Genomic DNA, 25,448 nt, shown 5'->3' with positions numbered 1-25,448 from the left:
ACCTAAATTCTTCCGGAAGGAACTGCAGAGATGACCGCGGACGTCGTCGGCCAGCCGGCCGAGATCCACCACTCGCACCGGGACGTCACCGGTGGCTGGTTGCGCCCGGCCACCTTCGGCGTGATGGACGGCCTGGTGTCGAACTTCGCGCTGGTCGCCGGTGTGGTCGGCGGCGGCGCGAGCGCCAAGGTGGTGATCATGACCGGACTGGCCGGTCTGGTCGCCGGAGCGTGCTCGATGGCCTCGGGGGAGTTCACCTCGGTGTCGTCGCAGACCGAGCTGATGCAGGCCGAGATCGAGACCGAGCGGCGCGAGCTCAAGGCCCACCCCGAGGACGAACTGCGCGAGCTGGCGATGATGTACGAGGCCAAGGGCCTGCGGCCCGAGCTCGCCGCCCAGGTGGCCAAGGAGCTGACCGCCGACCCGGAGGTCGCGCTCGACGTGCACGTGCGCGAAGAGCTCGGCGTCGACCCCAACGACCTGCCCTCGCCTTGGGTCGCCGCCGGGTCCTCGTTCGCGGCGTTCGCGGTCGGTGCGGTGATTCCCCTGCTGCCGTTCCTGTTCGGGGCGATGAGTGTGTGGCCGGCGCTGGTGCTGAGCGCGATCGGGCTGGTGGTCACCGGCGGGATCGTCGCGAAGATCACCGCCCGCCCGTTCTGGTACGGCGGTGGCCGGCAGCTGCTGCTCGGCGGGCTGTCCGCCGGCGTGACGTTCCTGATCGGTCTAGCGGTGGGGACCGGATTGTCGTGAAGCCGCTGCGCGTGACCGTGCTGACCAAGCAGGTGCCGAAGGGCGACCACGACGGTCGCCTGGACGCCGACGGCCGTCTCGAGCGAGGTGGCAACGTCACGGAGATGAACCCGTGGTGCCGGCGGGCCGTGGCCCAGGGCGTACGGCTCGCGCAGGAGTCCGGCGGACGCAGTACGGCGATCACGATGGGCCCGCCGTCGGCGGTCGACGTACTGCGCGAGGCGATGGGATGGGGGATCGACGACGCGGTGCACCTGAGTGATCCGGTGCTGGCCGGCTCGGACTGTCTGGTCACCGCTCGCGCGCTCGCCGGTGTGGTCGATCAGGCCGACCTGGTCCTCGTCGGCGCCAGCTCGGTCGACGGGAGCACCGGGGCGATCGGCGCGATGATCGCCGAGTTGCTCGGCCTGCCGTTCGTCGGCCCGGTGCTGGAGCTGGAGGTCGCGAACCACCAGGTGCGGGCCGTCGTCCAGTACGACAACGGCACCGAGTCGGTGGTGGTCGACCTGCCCGCCGTGATCGCCGTCGCCGAACGCTCGTGCTCACCGTGCAAGGTCCCACCCGAGCAGTGGCCGTCCGGCGACACCATTCGCCACGTCACCACCGATGCCCTCCCCGCAGCCCGCTGGGGCCTCACCGCAAGCCCCACCCGAGTCACCGGCGTCCGCCCGCTCGGCCTGACCCGCGAACCCGTCATCTTCCGGGGCACTCCGCAGATCCAGGCCGCCCGAGCCCTCGCCGAACTCAACAACCGAGGCTGCTTCGACCGCTTCACCCACCAACCGGAATCACTTCAGTCGGTTCCCACCACCCGCGCGGCGGCGCTGCGCGCCGCCGCGCGGGGATCAGGTGAAGCCGCCGATGCATCGCGGGCGGGGCTGGAGGGGGCTCCAGCTCCCTCACCAGCGGGCGGGCTCGGCGCTCAACTCTCCTCGCCCGCCGCCGGAGGCGGCGGGCGAGACGTGGTGGCGCTGGTGGGACCGGCGCCCGAGGAGTCGACCCGGGCCTTGCTGGGCTCGGCGGCGCTGCTGGCTCAGGAGGTCGGCGGGCAGGTGTTCGCCGTACGGACTGATGACAGCGCCGACGCGAGTGACCTCGTGCGCTGGGGTGCCGACTCCGTGGTGTCGTTGACCGGGGACGAGCCTCGGCCGGTGGCTGGGGTGCTGGCGAAGTGGTTCGCCGAGGTGGCTCCTTGGGCTGTCGTGGCGGGGGCTCTGCCGTGGGAACGCGAAGTACTGGCTCGCCTGGCGGTATCTCTGGGAGCCGGGATGATGTCCGATCTGGTGAGCCTGGGTGTCAACACGGACGGACTGTTGGCCGGCCTGAAGCCCTCGGGCGGCGGCACCTTGGCCGAGATCGTCAGCTACGGCTCCCCACAGATCGCAACCCTCCGCACGGGCATGCTGCCGTTGCTGCGTCCTCGCGAACCGCACGCCTTCGATCACCAGGTGCTGCCGGTCGAGCGAGATCCGGCGATCACCCGCACCGACCGCCGGACCGGCCACGAGGGTGACGCGCTCGACCGCGCGACCGTGGTGATCGGCGTCGGTCGCGGTGTCGACCCCACCCAGTACGGCGACCTGGAACCGCTGCGCGAGCTCCTGAACGCCGAGCTGGCCGCGACCCGCAAGGTCACCGACGAGGGCTGGCTGCCGCACGGCCGTCAGCTCGGGATCACCGGCCGCAGCGTGGCCCCGCGGATGTACTTCGCGGTCGGCCTGTCCGGCAACCACAATCACCTGGCCGGCACCAGCCGGGCGGGGACCGTACTGGCCATCAACACCGACCCGGCCGCGCCGGTGTTCGCGCACTGCGACGTCGGTCTGGTCGCGGACTGGCGGGAGGTGATGCCCCACCTCGTCGACGGCCTGCGAACGCGAGCCGAACGTGCCGACCGCTAGACCGCATCACCCACGAAGCGACGCCGCACCCGATCGGCCGGATAACCTGTCCGGCATGGCGACGACCCGGCGGAGCAAAGCGGCAACCAGCGCGAACAAGGAGAGCTGGCTGCTGCTGATCTACAAGGTGCCCAGCGACTCGTCGCGGGCCCGGGTGGCGGTGTGGCGGGAGCTGAAGCGGCTCGGTGGGTTCTACGTGCAGCAGGCGGTCTGCGTCCTGCCCGACCGCGAGGAGTTGCGCGCCGGCATGGCGAAGGTCCGGGAGAAGGTGAGCGAGCTCGGCGGCTCGAGCGTCTTCCTCACGCTGACCGACGTCGACGACGACGCGCGGACCCAGTTCGTGGAGGGGTTCCGCAGCCAGTCGGCCAAGGAGTACGCCGAGATCGTCGAGGAGTGCGAGACCAAGTTCGTCAAGGAGATCGAGTTCGAGCGGTTCCGCGAGAACTACACGTTCGAGGAGGCCGAGGAGATCCGGCAGGATCTGGAGAAGCTGCGGCGCTGGCTGGCCAAGGTGGAGGACCGGGACTGGCTGGATGCCGACGGCAAGGAGCTCGCACGGGCCAAGGTGGCCGAGTGTGAACGCCTGCTGGAGGAGTTCGAGGCCGACGTCTACGAACGGACCGAGGGCAAGGTCTGACCGACCGCGCTCCCGGACCGGTGACCGATCACTTGCGTCGCGGCCGGCGTTTCGGCCGCGGCAGCACCAGTGACGTCTCGTCGGTCATGCCGTAGCCGTTCAGTTCCTCGCGGAGCGTGTTCATCCGCTCGGTGGCGGCGAGTGCCCGGTCGCGATCCTGTGCGGCCACGGCGATCGTCAGTGCCTCCAGCAGGATGAGCACGGTGGCCTGGCTGGTGAACGTGCCGGGCCGGCTCATCGGTGCCGACAGCACGACGTCCACCTTGTCGCGCAGAGCTTCACCGAGGGTGTCGGTCAGCAGGATCACCGGAACGCCGACCTGGACACAGTGGTCGAGGATCACCCGCAGCTCGCGGTTGATCCGGTTGTGCGCCATCGCGACCACGACGTCCTCGGGGCCGAGCAGCAGCAACCGGTCGGCCAGCCGGTAGCCGGTGTCGGACGCCGTCCGGGCCCGGTGACCGATCCTGGTCAGGTGGGTGGCGATGTAGTCCGACATCCCGGCCAGGCCGGCGAAGCCGCACACCAGCGTCTCGCGGGCGCCCCCGACCAGCTCGACCGCCCGCCGGAACTCGGCGCCGTCCAGGGTGTGCTCGGCGGCCTGCAACCGCTCGACGTGGTCGCGCAGGGTCGCGGTGAGCATCGCCTCGGGTCCGTCGGTGATGCTCTGCAGGCTGTTGCTGAGCCGGTTCGCCGGGGTGAGCAGCTTCTGCAGGTGGCCCTGTAGCGAACGCTTCAGGCCGGGCAGACCGTCGAAGCCGAGCGCCTTGGCGGTCCGGACCACGCTGGCGTCGCTGGTGCCGGTGGCCTTGCCGATCTCCTCGGCCGACGAGAATGCCGCCTCCTGGGGATGGGCGGCGAGGTACTCGGCGATCTTGCGCTCGGTGGCGGTCAGCGAGCCCCTCCGGCTCGCCACCCGCTCCTGCAAGGTCGGGGTCTTGGCCACGGACACAGCTCCTCGCCTCACAGTAGTTCGCCGGACACCTTCCGATCATGTCACCCGGAGGTTCCAGATCACCGTCAGGTCAACGGATTCGCCGACCCGTTGACAGCGATTGTAGCAATCACTACGGTCAGCTGAATATTCGTAATGAACACAACGAAGCCATGTCCCGTCCATCTCCTGGAGCGACTCCCGTGACGCAGCTGCAGACCATCGAGATCTCCGCCGCCGGTGCGCGCGACCGCGGCGCGCAGTACGGCGAGGCGGCGCGGGCGCCGATCGAGCGGTCGCTGGACTTCTACACCCAGTCGGTGGCTCGCGCGACCGGTCTGCCCTGGGCCGACGTGGTGGCCCGCGCGCCGCACTGGGTTCCGCTGATCGAGGACTTCGCGCCCGACCTGGTCGAGGAGATCCGGGGCATCGCGCTGGGCGCGAACCGGTCCTTCGAGGAGATCCTCGCGCTGAACGTCCGCGGCGAACTGCTGCGCGGCAACCCGTTCGGCACCCGCCCGGCGGCCGGCAACGACGGCACCGGTGACGGGCGCACCGACGGCAGCGACGACGGCTGTACGTCGTTCGCGCTGCTGCCGGCCGCGAACCCGGTCGGCCACGTGTACGCCGGCCAGAACTGGGACCTGTACTCCGGCGTCGCCGACACCGTGGTCGTCCTGCGGATCGAGCAGCCCGGCAAGCCGACGATCATCGGCCACGTCGAGGCCGGGCAGGTCGCCCGGCACGGCGCGAACTCGGCCGGTATCGCCCTGAACGCCAACGGACTCGGGGCCGGCTTCGGCTCCGGCCTCGGCGTCCCCGGCACCGTCGTCCGCCGCAAGGCGCTCGAGTGCTGGGACCTGCACGACGCGCTCCTGGCGATCTTCGACGCCCGCCAGAGCCTGTCCAGCAACATCCTGCTGACCCACCGCGACGGTTTCGCCATCGACGTCGAGACCACGCCGGGCCGGCACGGCTGGATGTACCCGACGGACGGTTTGCTTGTCCACGGCAACCACTTCCAGTCCTTCGTCCCGCCGCAGATCAACGACACCTACAAGCCCTTCTCGGTGGACTCGCTCTACCGGTTGCCTCGGGTCGAATCAGGCCTGGCGCAGGTCCGCCTGGACGGAACCACCGAGGAAGCGGTCGCGCGCATCGTCCAGACCACGATGAGCGACCACTTCGGTCACCCGAACGCCGTCTGCCAGCACGCCGATCCGCGCCGGCACCCGCTCGACCGCAACGAAACCATCGTCTCCAGCCTGGTCGACCTGACCACCGGCACCTACCGCCTGACTCCTGGTCTGCCCTGCACCCACAGCTACCAGCAGGCGCCCTGGAACCTGTACGACGGCCCTGGTCCGCAGGACCGGCCCGATGTTCCCGCTCCGGCGATGTCCCTCGCTCGTCGCGGATGAACCACGTCCCCGCTTTGCTCTGCCTACACCAGGAGCACACGCCATGTCCCACACCGCTTCGAAGGGCCGGCGCCTCGCCGCCATCCTCACCCTGACCGCCGCCGCGGCCGCCCTGTCCGGCTGCGGCGGCTCGAGCTCCTCGCCGGCCACCGGCGCCGCCCCGAACGCCGACCGCGCCGCGGCCGCCCAGGGGGTCAGCTCGGACGTCAACACCGATCAGTGCGGCGAGGACTCGCGCACGATCAAGCACGACCTCGGCACCACCACGATCACCGGCAACCCGGCCAAGGTGGTGGCGCTGGAGTACTCCTTCGTCGACGCGCTGGTCGCGGTCGGCATGTCCCCGGTCGGTGTCGCCGACGACGACCAGCCCAAGCGCATCATCGCCGCCCTGCGCGACAAGGTCGGCGCGTACAAGTCGGTCGGGCTGCGGGCCACGCCGAACATCCAGGTGATCACCGCGCTGAAGCCGGACCTGATCGTGGCCGACTCCGGCCGCCACAAGGCGATCTACGCCCAACTGTCGAAGATCGCGCCGACCATCGCCTACCCCAGCCTGAACGGCAACTACCAGCAGGTGCTGGACAGCGAGATGTCGACCGCGATCGCGGTGAACAAGTGCGACGAGATGAAGACCCGGCTGGCCGAACACGCCAAGACGATGGCCGACCTGAAGGCCCAGGCGCCGTCCGGCGAGACCCGTAAGGCGCTGTTCGTCCGGGCCTCGGAGAAGGCCTTCACCGGGTTCCCGCCCAAGGCCTACACGCCCGGTGTGCTGTCGGTGATCGGGATCCCGTCGTCGCTGCCGGACGACTCCGGCGACGCGTCGGTCTCGCTCACCCTGGAGACCCTGGTCACCAACAAGCCGGACATCCTGTTCATCGCCGCGAACGAAGGCCCGACACTGCGCGACCAGTGGACCAAGAGCCCGTTGTGGAAGCAGTTGCCGGCGGTCCAGAACAACGCGACCTTCGACGTCGACCCGAACGAGTGGTCCCGCTCGCGCGGCCTGATCGCCGCCGAGGTCGTCGCCAAGGAAGCCGTCAAGCTGCTCTACGGGAAGTGACATGACCACGTCCACCCTGCCCAGGCCCAGCACGACCGGCGACCACAAGGCGCCGAAGATCGTCACCAGCAAGCAGCGGGTCACCTGGGTGACGCTGGCGCTGCTGGTGGTGGTCGTCGTGGGCGTCGCCTGGGCCCTGTCGATCGGCAGTCAGCAGATCTCGCTGACCCGGTTGCCGGCCGCGATCTTCAAGGCCGACCAGCCGGACGAGTTGATCATCCAGTCGATCCGGCTGCCGCGGGTGGTGCTGGCGCTGTGCGTCGGCGCCGCCCTGGCGGTCGCCGGTGCGCTGATGCAGGCGGTCGCGGCCAACCCGCTGGCGGCGCCGGAGATCATGGGCGTGAACGCCGGCGCCGTGCTCGTGGTCGTGCTGGCGATCACGATCGTGCCGTCGCTGTCCGGCGCTCCCACGATCCTGCTGGCCTTCGGCGGAGCCGCCGCGGCCGGCATCTCGGTGATGATGCTGGCCGGCTCGGGCCGGGGGCGGATCAGTCCGATCCGGCTCGCGCTGGCCGGCGTCACGGCGAGCAGCCTGCTGATCTCGCTGACCCAGGTGCTGATCATCTTCGACGAGAACTCCACCGACAGCGTGCTGTTCTGGCTGGTCGGCGGTGTCAACTTCGCCGCCTGGCACGACATCCGCAACCTGCTGCCGTGGCTGGTGCTCGGGCTGGTCGGCTCGTTCGCGATGGCCCGTCCGCTGAACCTGCTGGCCCTCGGCGACGACATGGCCCGCGGCCTTGGGCAGAACATCGAGCGGACCCGGATGCTCGGGTCGGCGCTGGTGATCGTGCTGTGCGGTGCCGCCGTCTCGGTGGCCGGCCCGGTCGCCTTCATCGGCCTGATCGTGCCGCACATCATGCGCCGCCTGGTCGGGTCCAGCTACACCGTGCTGCTGCCGCTGTGCGCGATCGGCGGCGGAGTGCTGGTGCTGTACGCCGACATCCTGTCCCGCTTCGTCAAACCGCCGTTCGAGGTCCCGGCCGGAGTGGTGACGGCCCTGATCGGCGCACCGATCTTCGTGTACCTGGCCCGTCGGCAGAAGGTGACCTCATGACGACGACGATCGTCGCGCAGCACGTCCGGCGGACGTCGGTGGCCCAGCGGCATCCCGCGATCCTGATGGGGTCGCTCGGTGTGCTCGCCGTGCTGCTCAGCTTCTACAGCCTCAGTGTCGGCGCCACCGAGGTCTCGCTCGGCGACGTCTTCAGCGCCCTCGTCGGCGACACCTCGAACCAGGCCGCGCGGATCGTGGTGGACTTCCAGCTGCCGAGGGTCCTGCTCGCCTGGCTGGTCGGTATCGCGCTGGCCGTGTCCGGTGCCGTCATGCAGGGCGTCATCCGCAACCCGCTCGCCGCCCCCGACGTGGTCGGCGTGACCAAGGGCGCCGGTTTCGCGGGCATGCTGCTCCTGCTCGCGATTCCCGGGCTGCCGGTTTTCGCCGTCGTGCCGGCCGCCTTCATCGGCGGGCTCGTGGCCGCCGGGCTGGTCTATCTGCTGGCCTACCGCAAGGGGGCGACGCCAGTCCGGATCGCGCTGGTCGGCATCGCGGTCAGCGCGGCGTTCGAGGCGGGGATCCGGTTCCTACTGGTCCGCAACCCGCTCGACGTCAGCGCCGCGCTGATCTGGCTGACCGGCAGCTTGTTCGGCCGCTCGATGCGGTCGGTGCTGGAGATCCTGCCGTGGGTGCTGGTGCTGGTGCCGCTGATCGTGATCTGGGCCCGCAAGCTCGACGTCCTGGGACTCGGTGACGACCTGGCCGCGGGTCTGGGGGAGCCGGTCGAGCGGACCCGCCGGATCCTGCTGCTGTTCGCGGTCGCGCTGGCCTCCGCGGCGGTCGCGGTCTCCGGCACGATCGGCTTCGTCGGTCTGATCGCGCCGCACATGGCCCGCCGGGTCTTCGGCGGCCGGCACCTCGCCTCGATCCCGTCCGCGGCGGTCTTCGGCGTGCTGCTGATGCTGGTCGCCGACATGCTCGGCCGCGGACTCGCGCCACCGCTGGAGATCCCCGCCGGACTGGTCACCGCGGTCGTCGGCGGACCGTACTTCCTCTACCTGCTCGTGAAGACCGGAAAGTAGGAGACCGCCATGCGACTGCAGGCACAAGGGGTCCAGCTGGCCTATGACCAGAAGGTCATCGCCGAGGATCTGACCCTGACCATCCCGGACGGCAAGGTCAGCGTGCTGATCGGGCCGAACGGCTGCGGCAAGAGCACGGCACTGCGGGCCCTGGCCCGCTTGCTGCCACCGGCCAAGGGCAGCGTCGTCCTGGACGGCAAGTCGATCCACGACACCCCGACCAAGGAGGTCGCCCGGCTGCTGGCGATCCTGCCGCAGGTGCTGACCGCGCCGGAGTCGATCTCGGTCGAGGACCTGGTCTGGTTCGGGCGGCACCCGCACCGGACCTCGCTCAAGGTCCCGAGCCCGGCCGACAAGGAAGCCGTCGAGTGGGCGATGCAGGTCACCAGTACGGCGGACCTGCGCCACCAGCACGTCGACCAGCTGTCCGGCGGTCAGCGTCAGCGCGTCTGGATCGCGCTCTGCCTGGCGCAGGGCACCGACCTGATCCTGCTGGACGAGCCCACGACGTACCTGGACGTGGCCTACCAGCTCGAGGTGCTCGACCTGCTGGCTCAGCTCAACCACGAGCAGGGCAAGACGGTCGCGATGGTGCTGCACGACTTCAACATGGCGGCCGAGTACGCCGACCACGTGTTCGTGATGAAGTCGGGCACGTTGATCACCGAAGGTGCGCCCGAGGACGTGTTCACCTGCGACATCATCCGCGACGTGTTCGGGGTGGAGTCCAAGGTGGTACCGCATCCTGTCAGTGGCAAACCGATGTGCATCCCGCTGCGAGCCGGTCTGCGGACCCAGCTCGCGGTGGCCTCCGGATGAGGAGAACGTATGACCGAACGGTTCACCGAGGCAGCACCGACGCCGGCCGGGATCGCGGCGCGATCCGAGCGGGTTGCACCGAGGTTGCGCGAGCATCTGCCGATCACCCCACTGGTGCGGTTCGACGCGTTCAGCGAGGAACTCGGGGCGGAGGTGCTGGTGAAGTGTGAGCACCACCAGCGCACCGGATCGTTCAAGGCGCGCGGCGCGATGGCGAAGATCCTCACTCTGACGCCCGAACAGCGCGATCGCGGGGTGGTCACCGCGTCGACCGGAAACCACGGGCTCGGGGTCGGCAACGCGCTGGCGACACTCGGCGGGCACGGCATCGTCTACCTGCCGGAGAACGCCGCGCCGGGCAAGGTCGCCGCCCTGCGCCGTTTCGGGCTGGAGCTGCGGGCCGAAGGGCTCGACTCCGGTGTCCTGGAACCGAAGGCCAGGGCGTACGCCGAGGAGCACGAACTCACCTACGTCTCGCCGTACAACGACCCGGACACCGTTGCCGGGCAGGGCACGGTCGGCGTGGAGATCCTCGAGCAGCTGGCCGGGCGACAGTTGGACGCGGTGGTTGTCGCCGTCGGTGGTGGCGGACTGGTCAGCGGGATCGCCTCGGTGCTGAAGAAGCATCGGCCGGGGATCCGGGTGATCGGTGCGTCGCCGGTGCGCGAGGCGCCGATGGCGGCCTCGGTCGAGGCCGGCCGGATCGTCCAGGTCGAGGGACGGGAGAGCCTGTCCGACGGTACGGCGGGCAGCGTCGAGCCGGGCAGCATCACGTTCGCGCTGTGCCGTGACCTGGTCGACGACTGGGTGCTGGTCAGCGAGGACGCGATCGCGGCCGCCCTGCGGATGGTGATCGACACCGAGCACCAGTTGATCGAAGGGTCGGCGGCGATGGCGTTCGCGGCCGCGCGGGCCCGGCGGACCGAGCTCGAAGGCAAGCGGGTCGCGGTCGTGTCGTGCGGCGGCAACATCTCGGCGAGCACCCTGGTGGCCGCGCTGGCCTGACCCCTCCCCGGCGCGGCGGGCGCCCGGCCGGCCCCACGGATTCGGGGCCGCCGGGCGCTTCGGCCTGCCCAAAAGTTGCTATGGGCAACTTTTTGGGACGACGCGTTGACACCGCGAAATTCATGTAACTATCGTTCAATGCAGCATCTGTTGCATCGAGCTGAAGGAAGTGAGTGATGGACGCGGCAACGTGGGGCCTGATCATCGCGACGTTCGTCGCGTGTTTCGTGGAGATGGTGGAAGCCACCACGATCGTGATGGCGATGGGCTACACCCGGAGCTGGAAGTCGGCGCTGCTGGGCACGCTGGCGGCGCTCGGCGCGCTCGCGGTGGTGACGGTGTTCGCCGGCTACGCGCTGGCCACCTTCCTGCCGGAGTCGGCCTTGCAGCTGGCGATCGGCGGACTGCTGCTGATCTTCGGGTTGCAGTGGTTGCGCAAGGCAATCCTGAGATCGTCGGGCCGAAAAGCGGTGCACGACGAGGCGGCCATCTACAAGGAGGAAGTCGCCGCGGCCAAGGCCGCCGGCAAGAGCACCGGCAGTGTCGACATGTTCTCGTTCATGGTGTCGTTCAAGGGTGTCTTCCTGGAGGGCATGGAGGTGGTGTTCATCGTGATCACCTTCGGCCTGAACGCGGACAACATCCCCGGCGCGAGTGCCGGCGCGCTGGCCGCCGTCGCGGTGGTGCTGGTGATCGCGATCGCGCTGCGCCGCCCGCTGTCGATGATCAACGAGAACCTGCTCAAGTACGGCGTGGGCCTGCTGCTGGCGACCTTCGGCACCTACTGGGCGGTCGAGGGCATCGGCATCTTCCGCGGTGACCACGAGAGCCTCGACTGGCCCGGCCACGACCTGGCGCTGATCGGCCTGCTGATCGCGTGGCTCGTGCTCAGCCGGGTGTTCGTCGCAGTGCTCAAGACCCCCGCGGCTCCGGCCGCGCCCGCAGACGTCGTGGTGGAGGCGAAAAAGTGAAGTTCCTCAAGTCCTTCGGGCAGTTCTGGTACGACTTCATCATCGGTGACGACTGGAAGATCGCCGTCGCGGTCGTGCTCGCGCTGGTCGCGCTGTACGTCGCGATGACGGTGGAGCTGTTCGGCGACACCGGCCTGACGCTGCTCGGCGGCGTGCTGCTGGTGGTCGCGTTCGCGATCAGCCTGGCGATCGACGTCCGGCCCAAGAAACAGTGAGACTGTAGCGTCTACGACATCTTCCCTGAGCCTCGTAGTGGCTGTTACAGTGCCGTCGAGGCGCCCCGGCGCACCATCCGTCCTGAAGGAGGTCCCATGCGCGACATCGCCGAAGCCCTGCTCGCGTTGCTCCCCGCCGATGTGGGCTACGCCGACGTCCGGGTGGTGCACCGCACGCACGAGCAGGTCCTGGTCGAGCTCGACGGGCCGGGCGAGGTCGGGTACGACGACTCGCTCGGCCTGGGGCTGCGGGTCGTGGTCGGCGGTCACTGGGGGTTCGCCGCCACCCACCGGCTGGACCCGCGCGGTCTCGACGCCGTGATCGCGCAGGCCGTCGGCCAGGCCCGGGCCGCCGGCGGGGGTGGCCGGGTCGCTCTCGGGCCGCCGGTCACCACCCGGGCGACCTGGTCGTCGCCGATGGTGGTGGACCCGTTCGAGGTCGCGCTGTCGACCAAGCTCGACCTGCTGTCGGCGACCGTGAAGGAGGCCTCGACCGCCGGCCCCCTGGTGCAGCAGATCGAGGCCTCGGTGGACTTCTACCGCGACCACAAGGTGTTCGCGAACACCGAGGGCGCGCTGATCGAACAGACCCTGACCGAGAGCGGCGGCGGACTGCTGGTCAACGCCGGTGACGGCAACGACCTGCAGCGGCGCTCCTTCCCGCAGGGCGTACCGCGGCAGATCCGCGGCCAGCGCGGCGACTTCGCCACCGCGGGCTGGGAGCACGTCATGTCGCTCGGCCTGGTGGAGAACGCGGCCCGCGTCGCCGCCGAGGCGGTCGCGCTGCTGACCGCACCGCAGTGCCCGGACGAGGTCACCACACTGATTGCCGGTAGCAACCAATTGGCGATGGTGCTGCACGAGTGCGCCGGGCACCCGATGGAGGCCGACCGGGCGCTCGGAACCGAGGCGAGCCTGGCCGGCGGCACGTACGCGAGCCCCGAACGCCGCGGCAACTTCCGCTGGGGCTCACCGATCGTCTCGGCGTACGCCGACGCGACGATTCCCGGTGGCCTGGGCTCGTTCGCATACGACGACGAGGGCGTGCCGGCCCAGCGCACCCAGGTGATCAAGGACGGCATCTTCCTCGACTACATGTCCGGCCGCGAGTCGGCCGCGGCACTAGGACTGGAGTCGACCGGCGCCGCCCGGGCCGACGGCTGGCAGCGCCTGCCGCTGGTCCGGATGACGAACATCTGCCTGGAGCCGGGCGAGTCCTCGCTGGCCGAGATGATCGCCGGCACCAGACGCGGGATCTTCGTGGAGACCAATCGCGGGTTCTCGATCGACGACCAGCGGATGTCGTTCCGGTTCACCACCGAGGTGGGCTGGGAGATCCGCGACGGCAAGCTCGGGCGGCTGCTGAAGAACTGCAGCTACGAGAGCGTCACGCCGAAGTTCTGGGCCAGTCTGGACGCGCTCGGCGGACCGGAGGAGTGGAAGCTGCACGGTGTCCCGTCGTGCAACAAGGGCGAGCCGCTGCAGGTCGCCCACGTCGGCCACGGCACGGTTCCCGGCCGTTTCCAGAAGGTGCAGGTGGGACGATGACGATCGAACAGACCCAGGTCGAGCAGGCGCTGGAGATCCTCGGCGACGGGACCCGCCTGGACGTGCTCGGCGAGAACGCCGACCTGCTGCGGTACGCGGAGTCGGAGATCACGGCGCAGCACAGCGAGCGTCGCCTGAAGGTGCGGGTCCGGATCAACCGGAACGGACGGTCGGCGGCCGGCACGCTGGAAACGCTGGATGCCGAAGCGGTCCGCACGCTGGAGAGGCGCTTGAACGCCGCCATGGCGGATCTCCCCCCATCACCTGTTCCGGGCCAAGAGACGGCGGGCAAGGGCTTGCCTACCGCTCCCGTGGTGGAGCCTGCCTCGTCGGTGCTCGAGTCCGACCCGGCGGTCCGGCATCAGTGGTTCTCGACCGTGCGGGACGGGTTGGGCGACTCCGCCAAGCTCGGCGGGGCCATCCGGTTCGACGTCCTGGACCGGGTGGTGGCGAATTCGTCCGGCCTGTTCCGGGCCGAGACGCTGACCAAGGCGTCGATCCAGGCGATCGCCAAGCAGGACGAGAAGTCGGCGAGCGTGAAGCTCGTGCACCGGGACGCCGACCAGCTCCGGATCGACGAGATTCCCGGCCGGTTGCGCGAAGCTCTGGCGCCGCTGCCGGTCCGGGAGCCGCACCACGGGACCTGCCGGGTGCTGCTGAAGCCGCAGGCCGTGAACAGCCTGATCGCCACCTACGCCTTCTGGGCCCTCGGCGCGCACCACTATGCGACCGGCCGGTCGGCGGTCAGTGGCCGGATGGGCGAGCAGGTCGTCAGCGAGCTGCTGACCCTGGTCGACGACGCCACCGACCCGGCCGGACTGGTCAGCGGATTCGATGCGGAAGGCAACATTCGCCGCCGGGTCCCGTTGATCGACCACGGCGTGCTGACCGGTGTCGTGTCCGACCGGCGCCGCGCGGACCTGACCGGCGGCGTACCGACCGGGCACGCCGTACCGGACGGCTGGCGGTTCGGCGGTGACCCGGTTCCCTCCCACCTGCTGCTCGACGCGGGGGAGTCGACCGAGGACGAGCTGCTCGCCGAGACCGGCAGCGGCCTGGTGGTGAACCGGCTCGACTACCTGCGCGTGCAGCATCCGACGCAGACCTTGGTGACCGGCACGACGCGGGACGCGACGTACTGGGCCGAGGACGGAAAGCTGGTCGCCTGGCATCCGCAGCTGCGCTTCACCTTCCGGATGGACGAGGTGCTGAAGGCCGTGATCGGTGTCGGCGCGACCCGGGAGATCTGCGACCAGACCTTCATGGACAGCATCGTCGTCCCGTCCCTGTTGATCGACGCCGGCCCCCTGGTGCTGTCCTGAGCCGGCGTCCCCGTACCAGCAGCGCCCCGCGATGCGTGCTCATAACCCCGCGGGGCGCTGCTGCTCCACCGCACCCAGGAGATCCGATGCCGACCGTGGCGCCGCTGCTGAACGGCTATTCGCTGTCCTCCGACCAGGGCAACCCGGCGTTCTGCTCGATCCTGCTGGTCGAGAGCGAGGGACGGCGGATCGTGTTCGACTTCGGGCACGTCGGCCGCCGCCGCGCGCTGCGCGAGGCCTTGGCCGATCGCGGGCTCGAGCCGGCCGACATCGACGCCGTCGTGCTGTCGCACGGGCACTGGGACCACGTCCAGAACGTCGACCTGTTCGAGCGGAGCCCGGTGCTGGTGCATCCCGCCGAGCTGGAGTTCCTGGCGGACCAGGCCTGGCCGCAGACTCCTCGCTGGACCAGTTCGGTGCTGGCCGGGCTGAAGCTCACCGAGACCGCAGAGGGTGAGGAGATCCTGCCCGGCGTCCGCGTACTCGAACTGCCCGGGCACACGCCCGGGTCGATCGGTCTGGCCGTCGCGACCGACGAGGGAACCGTCGTACTGACCGGCGACGCCGTACCGACGTTGGACGTACTGCGGTCCGGCGAGGCGTCCGGGCACCCGATCGATCGGGCGCAAGCGGACGCCTCGATCGCGCGGATCGCGGCGACGGCGGACTTCGTCCATCCTGGGCATGACCAGCTGCTGCGGCGCCGCGCCAACGGCGAGTTCGAGACCGCGGGGGCACGGGTGCCGTTGGCGTTCCGCGGCCCCGGAACGGTGTGAGTGAAGGAGTGACCGTGGAGACCGTCGCAGGCCGGACACCGAGTTTGATCGACGAGCCGCCCGAGCTGGACCTCGCCGCGGCCACCGAGTTGCTGCGCTCCCGGTACGGGATCGCGGCCGATCTGCGGATGTTGCGCAGCGAACGGGACCGCAACTTCCTCGCCGTCACGACCGACGGCCGCGAGCTGGTGCTGAAGATCTCCAACACCGGCGACGACGCGGCGCAGATCGCGATGGAGAGCGCGGCGATGCGGCATGTCGCGCAGACCGATCCCGGGCTGCCGATTCCCCGGTTGCTGCCGGCCCTCGACGGCAGCTCGGTGGTCTTGGCCGAAGCTGCTGACGGCCGCCGGCACCTCACTCGGCTGATGACGGTGATGCCCGGCCAGGTCGGCGATCTGGTCCGGCTGCCGAGCTGGTTCGCGGCGTCGTTCGGCACGCTCTGCGCGCGGCTGGTCAAGGCGCTGCAGGGGTTCGGTGACCCGGCCGCCCATCGTCGGCTGGATTGGGATCCACGCGTCGTCTCGTCGCTGCGCCCGTACGCCGACCGGCTGCCCGACGCGCGTCGCCGAGCGCCGATGCACCGGCTGCTGGACCGCTTCGAGTCCTTGCCGGAGGCAACTAGGAGGCTGCCGGGCTTCGTCCTGCACGCGGATGTGACGCTGAGCAACGTGCTGCTCGGGGCCGACGGCATCGACGGCGTGATCGACTTCGGCGACATGCACCACACGGCCCGGGTCGCTGACCTGGCGATCAGCCTGACCTCGTTGCTTCGTGAGTCCAGCGACCCGTGGCCGGCGGCGCGCGAGTTCCTCGACGCCTACCAGCGGGTGCTGCCGCTGGAACCGGAAGAGGTCGAGCTGATCGGCGAGCTGGTGCTCGCGCGCTGTGCGGCGAGCACGCTGATCTCGGCCTGGCGGGCGCCGCTCTACCCGGGCAACGAGGAGTACCTGACCAGCCTGGTCGCGGGCAGCTGGCATGTACTGGACCTGTGGGCGGATCTTGCGCCCGAGGACCTGGCCGCCCGCTTCCACCGGATATGTGGCACCTCCCGGGCAACCGGCCCCGCGACTCCCGATCCGACGCTGCTCGCTCGGCGCGACGCGACCTTCGGCGGCCGCACGTTGTCGCCGCTGTTCTACCGCGAGCCCCTGCAGGTCGTCCGGGCCGAGGGCGCCTGGATCGAGGGTGCCGACGGCCGCCGCTATCTCGATGCCTACAACAACGTTCCGGTCGTCGGCCACGCGCATCCCGCGGTGGTCCAGGCGCTCGCGCGCCAGGCCGGCGTACTGAACGTGAACTCGCGCTACCTGCACCCGCACGCGATCGAGCTGGCCGAGCGGCTGACCGCGTCGATGCCGGACGGCCTGGACACCTGTGTGTTCATGAACTCCGGCAGCGAGGCCAACGACCTGGCCTGGCGGATGGCGCGGATCGTCACCGGGCGGTCCGGAGTGCTGGCCGCCGACCTGGCGTACCACGGGGTGAGCGAGGCGACGGCCGCGTTCTCGACCAACACCTACCCGCCGTCGGCTCGGCCGGCGCAGGTCGGCACGTTCGAGGCGCCGCGGGTGGATGGCGAGGGTCGGCAGCCGACCGGAGCGGACGCTCGGCAGCGGGTTCGGGCCGGTCGTGAACAGCTTCGAGGCCATGACGTCGCGCTGCTCGCCGTGGACTCGGTGTTCAGCAGCGCGGGCATTCTCACGCCGACCGGTGAGTTCATGCGCGGGCTGCAGGACGAGGTGCGTGCGGCGGGTGGGTTGTTCCTGGCCGACGAGGTGCAGGCCGGCTTCGGCCGGGGCGGGCGCAACCTGTGGCGGTTCGCGGACTACGGCCTGACGCCGGACTTCGTCACGCTGGGCAAGCCGATGGGCAACGGGCATCCGGTCGCCGCGCTGATCACCCGGAGGGAGATCGCCGAGCAGTTCGCCGACGTGGACGAGTTCTTCAGCACCTTCGGCGGCAACCCGGTCTCGTGCGTCGCGGCGAACACCGTCCTGGACGTGATCGAGGAGTCGGGCCTGGTGGCTCGCTCAGGGGCGATCGGTGCTCAGCTCGCCGCTGGACTGGCCGAGCTCGCGCCCTCACTGCACGACGGCGTCCGGGTCCGCGGCCAGGGCCTGATGGTCGGAGTGGACATTCCTTCCGAAGCGGGCATCACCGCGGTGGAGCTCGCCGAGCGGCTGCGCGAGCACGGCGTACTGGTCGGGACGACGGGTCCTGGTGGTCAGGTGCTCAAGATCCGCCCGCCGCTGATCTGGCAGACGCGTGAGGTGGAAATCTTCCTGGGAGCTTTCGCCGCCGCACTAGTCTGAGGCGGTGCGTGAACTAGTCGTGCTGGGCACCGGCAGCCAGGTGGCCTCGCGGGAGCGGAACCAGAACGGCTATTTCCTGCGCTGGGACTCCGAGGGATTCCTGTTCGACCCGGGCGAGGGGACCCAGCGCCAGATGCTGTACGCCGGGGTCGCGGCCGGGGCGATCACGCGGTTGTGCGTCACGCACTTCCACGGCGACCACTGCCTCGGCGTACCGGGGGTGGTGCAGCGGTTGTCGCTCGACGGCGTGCCGCATCCGGTGCACGCGCACTACCCGGCGTCCGGGCAGCAGTACTTCACCCGGCTACGGTACGCCGCGTCGTTCTTCGAGCGGGCCGAGCTCCGGGAGGAGCCGATCGAGGAGGACGGCCTGCTGTCAGTCGGGTCGTTCGGGCAGCTCTGGGTCCGGCGGCTCGAGCACCCGGTCGAGGCCTTCGGCTACCAGTTGATCGAGCCCGACGGCCGACGGATGCTGCCGGACCAGCTCGCGGCGTACGGCGTGCACGGCCCGGCGATCGGGCGGTTGCAGGCAGCCGGATCGCTGGTGGTGGACGGGCGGACGGTGACGGTCGAGCAGGTGAGTGAGCCGCGCCGGGGACAGCGGTTCGCGTTCGTGATGGACACCCGGCTGTGCGAGGGCGTCTTCCGGCTGGCCGACGGTGCGGACCTGCTGGTGATCGAGTCGACGTACCTGTCGTCGGAGGCGACGCTCGCCCGGAACTTCGGCCATCTCACTGCCCGGCAGGCGGCCCGGGTCGCGCAGGAGTGCGGGGTGCGCACGCTGGTGCTGACCCACTTCTCCCAGCGCTACACCGAGATGAAGCTGTTCGAGGAGGAAGCGCGGGCGGAGTTCGACGGGGAGATCGTGATCGCCGCCGATCTCGCCCGGGTCCCGGTGCCGCCGCGCCGCTGAGCGTAGGGAATCTTCGCGGCACCGTTAGGGTTGTACGCGTTATACCCGCGTAAGCAAGGAGATTTGCATGGCTGAGCAGTTGTACGGCGCCGCCCACGTCAAGGCCTACGAGGACAGCGACGGTGCGGTGGGCTCCCAGTGGGGCGACCACGGCGCCGAGATCCTGATCCTGACCACGATCGGCCGCAAGTCCGGTGAGGAGCGCAAGAACGCGCTGATCTACCGCGAGGTCGACGGCGGCTACGCGATCGTCTCCTCGAACGGCGGTGCGGCGGCCCACCCGGCGTGGCACTTCAACCTGCTCGCCGACCCGAACGTGAAGGTGCAGATCAAGGCCGACCGGTTCGCCGCCCACGCCCGCGTGGCGACGCCGCAGGAGCGCGCCAAGATCTGGCCGAAGATGGTCGAGGTGTGGCCGGACTACGAGACCTACACCACCCGCACCGACCGCGAGATCCCGATCGTCATCCTCGAACGCGCCTGACGACTGCCGACGAGCGGACCCCGGCCGGGGTCCGCCCGTTCGCGGTTCAGCGCAGTCCGGCGAAGAACTCGCGCACGTCGGCGAGCAGCAGGTCCGGCTCCTCCAGTGCGGCGAAGTGCCCGCCCCGGTCGACGTCGGTCCAGCGCACGATCGTGTGCTGCTGCTCGCAGTACCGGCGGACGCCGACGTCGTGCGCGAAGACGATCGCCGCGGTCGGGACACCGGAGTTCTCCGGCTTTTCGCCCCACGCGCCGCCCTGGGCGTAACCGACGTACGCCGCCGAGCCGGCCGAACCCGTCAGCCAGTAGATCATCACGTTGGTCAGCAGCGTGTCGCGGTCGACGACCTGCTCCGGCAGCGTGGTCCGCGGGTACGTCCACTCGCGGAACTTGTCCATGATCCAGGCCAGCTGCCCGACCGGCGAGTCGACCAGCCCGTACGCCAGCGCCTGCGGCCGGGTCGACTGGATCGCGATGTAGCCGAACTGCTCCTGCATGAACTCGCCGACCCGCGCGACCCGGTCCTGCTCGACCGGAGTCAGCGTCACCAGCTCCTCGTCAGGCAGCGGGAACGGCGGCAGCTCAGGCCCGCCGTTCACGTGAACGCCTACGACGCGGCCGCGATCGACCCGCGCGACGGCCGGCGACACCGCTCCGCCGAGGTCACCACCCTGTACGCCGTACCGCTGATAGCCCAGCCGGCTCATCAGTTCGGCCCACGCGCGCGCGGTCCGCTCGATGGTCCAGCCGCTGCTCGCGATCGGCGTCGAGAACCCGAACCCGGGCAGCGACGGGATCACCACGTGGAACGCGTCGGCCGCTGTGCCGCCGTGCGCGACCGGGTCGGTCAACGGGCCGATCAGGTCGACGAACTCGACGAACGAGCCGGGCCAGCCGTGGGTGAGCAGCAGCGGCAACGCGTCCTCCTCGGCCGACCGGACGTGCAGGAAGTGAATCCGCTGCCCGTCGATCTCGGTCGTGTACTGCGGGAACTCGTTCAGCCGCTGCTCGGCCTTGCGCCAGTCGTAGTCGTCGCGCCAGTAGCCGACCAGTTCGCTCAGCCAGCTCACCGGTACGCCGGTGTCCCAGCCGTCGCCCGGCAGGGGAGCGGGCAGCCGGGCCTCGGTGAGCCGGCGCTGAAGGTCGTCGAGGGTGGCCTGCGGGATGTCGATACGGAACGGAGTGATCGTCATGTCTTCGACTCTGTCACCTGGCTAGGTCAGCTTCGGTCCTAGCTTGGTGGGAGACTGCTGGACATGTTGGAAACCTCGGCACGGCTGCTCAAACTGCTCTCGTTGCTGCAGACCCCGCGCGACTGGTCCGGCGAGACCTTGGCGCGCGAGCTCGGCGTCGGCGCGCGGACCGTGCGGCGGGACGTCGACAAGCTGCGCAACCTCGGCTACCCGGTCGAGGCGGTCGCCGGCGTCGCGGGCTACCGGCTCGGCGCCGGGGCGTCGTTGCCGCCGCTGCTGCTCGACGACGAGGAAGCCGTCGCGGTGGCGATCGGTCTGCGCGCGTCGGCGGCCGGGGGAGTGGCCGGGCTGGAGGAGTCGTCGGTGCGGGCGCTGACGAAGCTGGAACAGGTCCTGCCGTCGCGGCTGCGGCATCGAGTCCGGCTGCTGCAGTCGGTCGCCGTACCGGCTGCTCAGGGTGCGGTTGTCGATCCGGAGGTGCTGCTGGCCGTGGCCGCGGTCTGCCGGGACCATCAGCGGCTGCGATTCGACTATCGGTCCCACGCCGGTACGGCGAGCGTCCGGACGACCGAGCCGCATCGGCTGGTCCACACCGGACGGCGGTGGTATCTGACGGCGTGGGACCTGGATCGCGAGGACTGGCGAACCTATCGCCTGGACCGGATGACTCCCCGCATCCCGACCGGGCCGCGGTTCACTCCGCGCGAGGTCCCGGACCTGGCGGCGACCGGAGCCGGCATCGCGTCCGGGGCCTATCGCTATCAGGCGGTCTTTCGCCTCCGGGCCTCGGCGGCTGAGGTCGCCGACCGGTTGGCGTCGTCGGTCGCCACGGTCGAGGCCGTCGACGACACCACCTGCCTGGTCAGCACCGGCGCCAACTCGCTGGACGAACTCGTGCTCTGGATGGGCCTTGTCGGCTTCCCCTTCGAGGTCGTCTCGCCGCCGGAAGTCGCCGAGCACGTCCGCACTGTGGCGGCACGGCTCGCCGGTCCCTAAGGTCTCACCCCATGGAAGACCAGTACGTCGACACGGTGCTCGGCCGGGTTCGCCTTCGGATCGGGGGAGACGGGCCGGCGATCGTGTTCTGGCCCAGCCTGCTGATGGACGGGACGCTGTGGAACGCCCAGGCGGAGCACTTCGCCGGCCGGTTCCGCGTCGTACTGGTGGATCCGCCCGGGCACGGGGGCAGCAGTCCCTTGCGCCGGGGCTTCAGCTTCGCCGAATGCGCCCAGGTCGTGGTGCAGCTGCTCGATGCCCTCGGCATCGATCGGGCCCACCTGGTCGGCAACTCGTGGGGCGGCATGATCGGCGGAACCTTCGCCGCGCTGCACCCCGATCGAGTCGACCGGGCGGTGCTGATGAACGCGACTGCTTCGCCGGCCGGCCTGCGGCACAAGGCCGAATACTCGGTCCTGGTCGCGGCCGCTCGGCTGCTGGGTGGGATGCGCGGTCTATTGGCCGGTCCGGTCCGCGACGCCTTCCTGGGACCGACCAGCCGGCGCGACCGTCCCGAAGTCGTTGCCTTCGTCAATGATGTGGCGCGACGCGCGGAGGTCGGGTCGGTCCGGCACGCGGTCACCAGTGTGGTGCCGCGCCGGCCCGACCAGCGGGAGCTGTTCGGCGCGATCACGGCTCCCGTGCTGGTCGTCGCCGGTCGTGAGGACGCGACCTTCCCGGTCGCCGAGACGCAGGTGATGGCGGACGCGATCCCGGGCGCGACGTTCGCCGTACTGGAAGGCACCGCTCATCTGGCCGCGCTGGAGAATCCGGTCGAGGTCAACGCGCTGATCGATGCCTTCCTGGCGGGTCAGTAGTCCGTCGACGTGCTGACGTGGGCCCACTGCTCGGCTTCCTCGGCGCGCGCGACCGACGACTTGCGGGCGGTCTCCAGGGCGTCCTTACCGAGCAACAGCCGCAGCGGTGGGTTGTCCAGGGCAACGACCTCGACGATCGCCCGGGCTGCCTTGGCCGGATCGCCGGGCTGCTTGCCGTCGTTGTCCCGGCGGTAGGTGTTGATCGCGCCGACGGTGGACTCGTAGTCCGGGCCGACCGGCGGGATCGTCATCGACGAACCGCCCCAGTCGGTGCGGAAGGCGCCCGGCTCGACGATCGTCACCTTCACGCCGAACGGCTTGACCTCGTTGTTCAGCACCTCGCTGAAGCCCTCGACGGCGTACTTCGCGGTCTGGTAGGCACCCATGCCCGGCGTACCGCCGACCCGGCCGCCGATCGACGAGAACTGCAGGAAGTGGCCGCCGCGCTGCTCGCGGAACACCGGCAGCGCCGCCCGGGTCACGTTGACGACGCCGAACAGGTTCGTCTCGACCTGGGCCCGGAAGTCGTCCTCGGCCATCTCCTCGATCGGCACGCTGTTCGCGTAGCCGGCGTCGTTGGCCACCACGTCCAGACCGCCGAACGCGTCGAGTGCGACCTGGACCGCGGTGCGCGCGGCCGCCGCGTCGGTTACGTCGAGCGCGACCGCGCGCACCCGGTCGCCGTACTTCGCGACCAGGTCGTCGAGCTGCTCGGGGGTACGGGCGGTCGCGACCACGCGGTCGCCCGCCTCGAGGGCGGCCAGGGCGAGCTCGCGGCCGAGACCGCGGGAACTGCCGGTGATCAGCCAGGTCTTGCCGTGGTCGGGCTGGTCCGGCCGGCCGCTCGCCCGGTCGCTGGCCTGGCCGCTCGCCTTGCCGTGGTTGGGCTGGTCCGGCCGGCCGCTCGGCGCCGGCTGCTCGTCACGTGGCCCACCATCGGTCATCACATCGGACATCTTTTGTTTTCCTCGCCTTCGCTAACTAACCATCCGGTTGGATACCTCCAGGAAACACCCCCGCAACCGAATAATCAACCGACTGGTTGGTTGGTAAGCTGAACGGTATGGAGCGTGGCGGACCGGAACACGGGATACGAGCTCGGCAGCGGCCGGAGTACGTGCCGGGCAAGATTCGTGATGCCGAGCGGACCCGGCGGAAGATCCTCGTGGCGGCGACCGAGGAGTTCGCCCAGCTCGGCATCGCCGGGGCGCGGGTGAACCGGATCGCCGAGGTCGCCGGCTGCAACAAGGCGATGCTCTACGCGTACTACGGCAACAAGGACCAGCTGTTCGACGCGGTCTTCACGGCGTACGTCGAGGCCTACCTGGCCGAGGTCGGGTTCAGCGCGGAGGACCTGCCGGCGTACGCGGGGCGGGTGTTCGACTACTTCGAGGAGCACCCCGAGCATCTGCGGCTGGCGGTCTGGTACCGGCTGGAGCGGCCGGGCAGTGCGCGGTTGGAGGTCGTGCTCGACGTCAACGCGGATCGGCTCGGTGAGCTGGAGCGGGTCCTCAGGTCCGGCGCTGTGGCGAGTGACTTCAGCCCGGTCGAGTTGCTGTCGCTGGTGCAGGCCATTGCGACCAGCTGGTCGTCGATGAACCCGGAGTTCGAGTCCGCGGTGCCCGGCCGGGCGATCCGGCGGCGGGCGGTCGTCGAAGCGGTCCGGCGGTTGCTGAAATAGTTGCCGCCGGCACCTGCTTTCGGATGTGTTCCGGAGCACACCCGATTCTCAGCTGATTCCTCTATTCGCCCGATGGAGTTCTCAGGTCGGCGAGGTCTACTCGATCTCAGGAAGAACGAAGCCTGAGGAGGCGCAGGGACCATGGACGAGGGACAGCAGCAGGGGCCGGTGCCGCAGGGGCCCCAGCAGCAGCGGCCGCAGCAGGAGCCTTACCAGGGGCCGCGGCAGCCGTACCAGGGACCGGGACCGCAAGGGCCGCAGCAGCACTGGCAGCAGCAGGGATACCCGCCGCCCGGCTACGTCTCGTACGGGTACCCGCAGCCTGGTCCGTGGCCCGGGCAGCCGTTCCACCAGCCGCCGAAGCGGCGCCGCCGGATGCCGGCGATGATCGGCGCGCTCGGTCTAGCCGCGGTGCTCGTGACCGGTTCGGTGGCCTGGGGCATCGATCAGCACGTCCAGGCCCACTCCTCGCAGCTCGCGCAGGTGTTGAGCCCGGCCGATGTCGCGGCGAAGGTGTCGCCCGGACTGGTGAACGTGAACACCGTGCTCGGCTTCGAAGGAGCCCGCGCCGCCGGGACCGGCATCGTGCTGACGCCGGACGGTGAGGTGCTCACCAACCACCACGTCGTCCAGGGGGCGACGCAGATCAGCGTGGTCGACGTCGGCAACGGGAAGACCTACCAGGCCAGCGTCGTGGGGTACGACGACAACCACGACATCGCCGTCCTGAAGCTGAAGGACGCCTCCGATCTGCAGACGGCCAAGATCGGCGACTCCTCCAGCGTGAAGCTCGGCGACCAGGTCGTCGGGATCGGCAACGCCGGTGGCGTCGGCGGGCAGCCGAGCTACGCGGCCGGCAAGGTGACCGGGCTGAACCAGGCGATCACCGCGACCGACGAGTCCGGGCAGGACCCGGAGAACCTGACCGGCCTGATCGCCACCGACGCGAACATCCAGGCCGGCGACTCCGGCGGCCCGCTGGCCAACACGTCCGGCGAGGTGGTCGGCGTCGACACCGCCGGCTCGGGCGGCTCCGGCAACCAGAACCAGCCCGGGCAGACGGCGTTCGACCCCAGCAATCCCGACCCCAGCAACCCCGGCTTCGGCACCGGCGACCCCGGCTTCGGCAACGGCGGTTTCGGCGGCGGTTTCGGCGGCGGTCAGTCCCAGGGTGACGGGCAAGGAGACGGGCAGGGCAGCCAAGGCGACGGTCAGGGCAACGCGGCGACCCCGACCCAGGGCTTCGCGATCCCGATCAACCAGGCGATGGCAATCGCCGATCAAATCGAGTCCGGTCAGTCCTCGGCCGACGTGCACATCGGCGCCTCCCCGATCCTCGGCATCACGGTGCTCGCGAACGGCACCCAGGGCGCGGTCGTCAACGGCGTGGTCGCCAACGGCAAAGCCGCCCAGGCGGGTCTGGCGGCCGGCGACGTCATCACCAAGGTCGGCGGTACGGCGGTCGACTCGGCCGACGCCCTGGCCACCGCGCTGAACGCGCACCACCCCGGCGACAAGGTCGCCGTCACCTGGATCGACCAGACCGGTCGGCAGCACACCGCCGACATCGAACTCACCACTGGACCGGTCCGCTGACGCCTCCCC

At 70.2% G+C, this 25,448-nt stretch carries 24 protein-coding genes; 21 read left to right on the top strand and 3 right to left on the bottom strand.

Features of this window, described 5'->3' with window-relative positions; genetic code table 11:
* Nucleotides 1-30: 30 nt before the first annotated feature.
* The 3 genes from ACQPXM_RS34170 to ACQPXM_RS34160 are packed head-to-tail and all read left to right on the top strand — an operon-like array spanning nt 31 to nt 3,288.
* The gene (locus ACQPXM_RS34170; RefSeq protein ID WP_432941709.1) at nt 31-750 is read left to right on the top strand and encodes a VIT1/CCC1 transporter family protein; all 720 of its coding nucleotides are present in this window, start codon (nt 31-33) and stop codon (nt 748-750) included.
* The gene (locus tag ACQPXM_RS34165) at nt 747-2,651 is read left to right on the top strand and encodes an FAD-binding protein (RefSeq protein ID WP_432941707.1); all 1,905 of its coding nucleotides are present in this window, start codon (nt 747-749) and stop codon (nt 2,649-2,651) included. Before ACQPXM_RS34170 ends, ACQPXM_RS34165 begins: the two co-directional genes overlap by 4 nt.
* A 55-nt stretch (nt 2,652-2,706) precedes the next feature.
* Nucleotides 2,707-3,288 carry a Chromate resistance protein ChrB gene (locus tag ACQPXM_RS34160; protein ID WP_432941704.1) on the top strand — a complete coding sequence of 194 codons (582 nt, stop codon included), beginning with the start codon at nt 2,707-2,709 and terminating at the stop codon, nt 3,286-3,288.
* Between the two features lie 28 nt (nt 3,289-3,316).
* Here ACQPXM_RS34160 and ACQPXM_RS34155 read toward each other — a convergent pair whose 3' ends face one another.
* Entirely contained in the window at nt 3,317-4,234 is a 918-nt protein-coding gene (locus ACQPXM_RS34155) for a MurR/RpiR family transcriptional regulator (protein WP_432941701.1), read from the bottom strand.
* A gap of 191 nt (nt 4,235-4,425) precedes the next feature.
* On the opposite strand from ACQPXM_RS34155, the gene ACQPXM_RS34150 reads away from it, so the two are divergent.
* The 14 genes from ACQPXM_RS34150 to ACQPXM_RS34085 all read left to right on the top strand — a co-directional run bounded on the left by ACQPXM_RS34150 (nt 4,426) and on the right by ACQPXM_RS34085 (nt 19,156).
* Nucleotides 4,426-5,643: a C45 family autoproteolytic acyltransferase/hydolase gene (locus tag ACQPXM_RS34150; protein WP_432941699.1), complete on the top strand. Its 1,218-nt coding sequence runs from the start codon at nt 4,426-4,428 to the stop codon at nt 5,641-5,643.
* 43 nt (nt 5,644-5,686) lie between these two features.
* A complete protein-coding gene (locus ACQPXM_RS34145; RefSeq protein ID WP_432941696.1) occupies nt 5,687-6,709 on the top strand; it encodes an ABC transporter substrate-binding protein in 1,023 nt (340 codons plus the stop codon).
* 1 nt (nt 6,710) lies between these two features.
* Entirely contained in the window at nt 6,711-7,766 is a 1,056-nt protein-coding gene (locus ACQPXM_RS34140) for a FecCD family ABC transporter permease (protein WP_432941693.1), read from the top strand.
* Nucleotides 7,763-8,788: a FecCD family ABC transporter permease gene (locus ACQPXM_RS34135; protein ID WP_432941691.1), complete on the top strand. Its 1,026-nt coding sequence runs from the start codon at nt 7,763-7,765 to the stop codon at nt 8,786-8,788. Before ACQPXM_RS34140 ends, ACQPXM_RS34135 begins: the two co-directional genes overlap by 4 nt.
* A 9-nt stretch (nt 8,789-8,797) precedes the next feature.
* On the top strand, nt 8,798-9,607 hold the full coding sequence (locus ACQPXM_RS34130) for an ABC transporter ATP-binding protein (protein WP_432941689.1): 810 nt from the start codon (nt 8,798-8,800) through the stop codon (nt 9,605-9,607).
* Between the two features lie 9 nt (nt 9,608-9,616).
* Nucleotides 9,617-10,612 carry a threonine/serine dehydratase gene (locus ACQPXM_RS34125; RefSeq protein WP_432941687.1) on the top strand — a complete coding sequence of 332 codons (996 nt, stop codon included), beginning with the start codon at nt 9,617-9,619 and terminating at the stop codon, nt 10,610-10,612.
* 176 nt (nt 10,613-10,788) lie between these two features.
* Nucleotides 10,789-11,583 carry a COG4280 domain-containing protein gene (locus tag ACQPXM_RS34120; RefSeq protein WP_077015144.1) on the top strand — a complete coding sequence of 265 codons (795 nt, stop codon included), beginning with the start codon at nt 10,789-10,791 and terminating at the stop codon, nt 11,581-11,583.
* Nucleotides 11,580-11,798 carry a hypothetical protein gene (locus tag ACQPXM_RS34115; RefSeq protein ID WP_432941684.1) on the top strand — a complete coding sequence of 73 codons (219 nt, stop codon included), beginning with the start codon at nt 11,580-11,582 and terminating at the stop codon, nt 11,796-11,798. The genes ACQPXM_RS34120 and ACQPXM_RS34115 overlap by 4 nt, the downstream gene beginning before the upstream one ends.
* Nucleotides 11,799-11,894: 96 nt before the next feature.
* On the top strand, nt 11,895-13,346 hold the full coding sequence (locus ACQPXM_RS34110) for a TldD/PmbA family protein (RefSeq protein ID WP_432941682.1): 1,452 nt from the start codon (nt 11,895-11,897) through the stop codon (nt 13,344-13,346).
* The gene (locus tag ACQPXM_RS34105; RefSeq protein ID WP_432941680.1) at nt 13,343-14,668 is read left to right on the top strand and encodes a metallopeptidase TldD-related protein; all 1,326 of its coding nucleotides are present in this window, start codon (nt 13,343-13,345) and stop codon (nt 14,666-14,668) included. The genes ACQPXM_RS34110 and ACQPXM_RS34105 overlap by 4 nt, the downstream gene beginning before the upstream one ends.
* Before the next feature lie 86 nt (nt 14,669-14,754).
* Nucleotides 14,755-15,444 (top strand): MBL fold metallo-hydrolase, encoded by a 690-nt coding sequence (locus ACQPXM_RS34100; RefSeq protein ID WP_432941677.1) that lies wholly within the window; start codon nt 14,755-14,757, stop codon nt 15,442-15,444.
* A 14-nt stretch (nt 15,445-15,458) separates the two neighbouring features.
* Nucleotides 15,459-17,759 carry an aminotransferase class III-fold pyridoxal phosphate-dependent enzyme gene (locus tag ACQPXM_RS34095; protein WP_432941674.1) on the top strand — a complete coding sequence of 767 codons (2,301 nt, stop codon included), beginning with the start codon at nt 15,459-15,461 and terminating at the stop codon, nt 17,757-17,759.
* A 4-nt stretch (nt 17,760-17,763) separates the two neighbouring features.
* A complete protein-coding gene (locus tag ACQPXM_RS34090; protein ID WP_432941672.1) occupies nt 17,764-18,672 on the top strand; it encodes a ribonuclease Z in 909 nt (302 codons plus the stop codon).
* 67 nt (nt 18,673-18,739) lie between these two features.
* Entirely contained in the window at nt 18,740-19,156 is a 417-nt protein-coding gene (locus ACQPXM_RS34085) for a nitroreductase family deazaflavin-dependent oxidoreductase (RefSeq protein WP_432941669.1), read from the top strand.
* A 46-nt stretch (nt 19,157-19,202) separates the two neighbouring features.
* Here the strand turns inward: ACQPXM_RS34085 and ACQPXM_RS34080 are convergent, their stop codons facing one another.
* Nucleotides 19,203-20,348 (bottom strand): epoxide hydrolase family protein, encoded by a 1,146-nt coding sequence (locus ACQPXM_RS34080; RefSeq protein WP_432941667.1) that lies wholly within the window; start codon nt 20,346-20,348, stop codon nt 19,203-19,205.
* 63 nt (nt 20,349-20,411) lie between these two features.
* Between ACQPXM_RS34080 and ACQPXM_RS34075 the strand changes: the two genes are divergently transcribed.
* A complete protein-coding gene (locus ACQPXM_RS34075) occupies nt 20,412-21,344 on the top strand; it encodes a helix-turn-helix transcriptional regulator (protein ID WP_432941665.1) in 933 nt (310 codons plus the stop codon).
* Nucleotides 21,345-21,355: 11 nt separating this feature from the next.
* Nucleotides 21,356-22,162, top strand: a complete 807-nt coding sequence (locus ACQPXM_RS34070) for an alpha/beta fold hydrolase (protein WP_432941663.1) — start codon at nt 21,356-21,358, stop codon at nt 22,160-22,162.
* Here ACQPXM_RS34070 and ACQPXM_RS34065 read toward each other — a convergent pair.
* Nucleotides 22,156-23,118 (bottom strand): oxidoreductase, encoded by a 963-nt coding sequence (locus ACQPXM_RS34065; protein WP_432941660.1) that lies wholly within the window; start codon nt 23,116-23,118, stop codon nt 22,156-22,158. The two genes, ACQPXM_RS34070 and ACQPXM_RS34065, sit on opposite strands and share 7 nt — an antisense overlap.
* 107 nt (nt 23,119-23,225) lie before the next feature.
* Here ACQPXM_RS34065 and ACQPXM_RS34060 point away from each other — a divergent pair, with 107 nt between their 5' ends.
* Together ACQPXM_RS34060 and ACQPXM_RS34055 are read left to right on the top strand one after the other, a co-directional pair.
* On the top strand, nt 23,226-23,843 hold the full coding sequence (locus ACQPXM_RS34060) for a TetR family transcriptional regulator (RefSeq protein WP_432941657.1): 618 nt from the start codon (nt 23,226-23,228) through the stop codon (nt 23,841-23,843).
* Nucleotides 23,844-23,984: 141 nt separating this feature from the next.
* Nucleotides 23,985-25,439, top strand: coding sequence for a S1C family serine protease (locus ACQPXM_RS34055; RefSeq protein ID WP_432941654.1), 1,455 nt, complete (start codon nt 23,985-23,987; stop codon nt 25,437-25,439).
* The last annotated feature ends 9 nt before the right edge of the window (nt 25,440-25,448 follow it).

The sequence above is a fragment of the Kribbella sp. CA-253562 genome, from assembly GCF_050942265.1.
Taxonomy (GTDB): domain Bacteria; phylum Actinomycetota; class Actinomycetes; order Propionibacteriales; family Kribbellaceae; genus Kribbella.
The sequence above is the reverse complement of the archived record's forward strand: the minus strand, read 5'-3'. Positions and strand labels throughout refer to the sequence as shown.

Bases quoted from the DNA above. Each gene is read 5' to 3' on its own strand.
- ACQPXM_RS34130 (WP_432941689.1), top strand. From the start codon at position 8,798: ATGCGACTGCAGGCACAAGGGGTCCAGCTGGCCTATGACCAGAAGGTC.
- ACQPXM_RS34125 (WP_432941687.1), top strand. From the start codon at position 9,617: ATGACCGAACGGTTCACCGAGGCAGCACCGACGCCGGCCGGGATCGCG.
- ACQPXM_RS34145 (WP_432941696.1), top strand. From the start codon at position 5,687: ATGTCCCACACCGCTTCGAAGGGCCGGCGCCTCGCCGCCATCCTCACC.
- ACQPXM_RS34170 (WP_432941709.1), top strand. From the start codon at position 31: ATGACCGCGGACGTCGTCGGCCAGCCGGCCGAGATCCACCACTCGCAC.
- ACQPXM_RS34100 (WP_432941677.1), top strand. From the start codon at position 14,755: ATGCCGACCGTGGCGCCGCTGCTGAACGGCTATTCGCTGTCCTCCGAC.
- ACQPXM_RS34080 (WP_432941667.1), bottom strand. From the start codon at position 20,348: ATGACGATCACTCCGTTCCGTATCGACATCCCGCAGGCCACCCTCGAC.
- ACQPXM_RS34055 (WP_432941654.1), top strand. From the start codon at position 23,985: ATGGACGAGGGACAGCAGCAGGGGCCGGTGCCGCAGGGGCCCCAGCAG.
- ACQPXM_RS34075 (WP_432941665.1), top strand. From the start codon at position 20,412: ATGTTGGAAACCTCGGCACGGCTGCTCAAACTGCTCTCGTTGCTGCAG.
- ACQPXM_RS34060 (WP_432941657.1), top strand. From the start codon at position 23,226: ATGGAGCGTGGCGGACCGGAACACGGGATACGAGCTCGGCAGCGGCCG.
- ACQPXM_RS34120 (WP_077015144.1), top strand. From the start codon at position 10,789: ATGGACGCGGCAACGTGGGGCCTGATCATCGCGACGTTCGTCGCGTGT.
- ACQPXM_RS34135 (WP_432941691.1), top strand. From the start codon at position 7,763: ATGACGACGACGATCGTCGCGCAGCACGTCCGGCGGACGTCGGTGGCC.
- ACQPXM_RS34070 (WP_432941663.1), top strand. From the start codon at position 21,356: ATGGAAGACCAGTACGTCGACACGGTGCTCGGCCGGGTTCGCCTTCGG.
- ACQPXM_RS34065 (WP_432941660.1), bottom strand. From the start codon at position 23,118: ATGTCCGATGTGATGACCGATGGTGGGCCACGTGACGAGCAGCCGGCG.
- ACQPXM_RS34160 (WP_432941704.1), top strand. From the start codon at position 2,707: ATGGCGACGACCCGGCGGAGCAAAGCGGCAACCAGCGCGAACAAGGAG.
- ACQPXM_RS34110 (WP_432941682.1), top strand. From the start codon at position 11,895: ATGCGCGACATCGCCGAAGCCCTGCTCGCGTTGCTCCCCGCCGATGTG.
- ACQPXM_RS34105 (WP_432941680.1), top strand. From the start codon at position 13,343: ATGACGATCGAACAGACCCAGGTCGAGCAGGCGCTGGAGATCCTCGGC.
- ACQPXM_RS34085 (WP_432941669.1), top strand. From the start codon at position 18,740: ATGGCTGAGCAGTTGTACGGCGCCGCCCACGTCAAGGCCTACGAGGAC.
- ACQPXM_RS34140 (WP_432941693.1), top strand. From the start codon at position 6,711: ATGACCACGTCCACCCTGCCCAGGCCCAGCACGACCGGCGACCACAAG.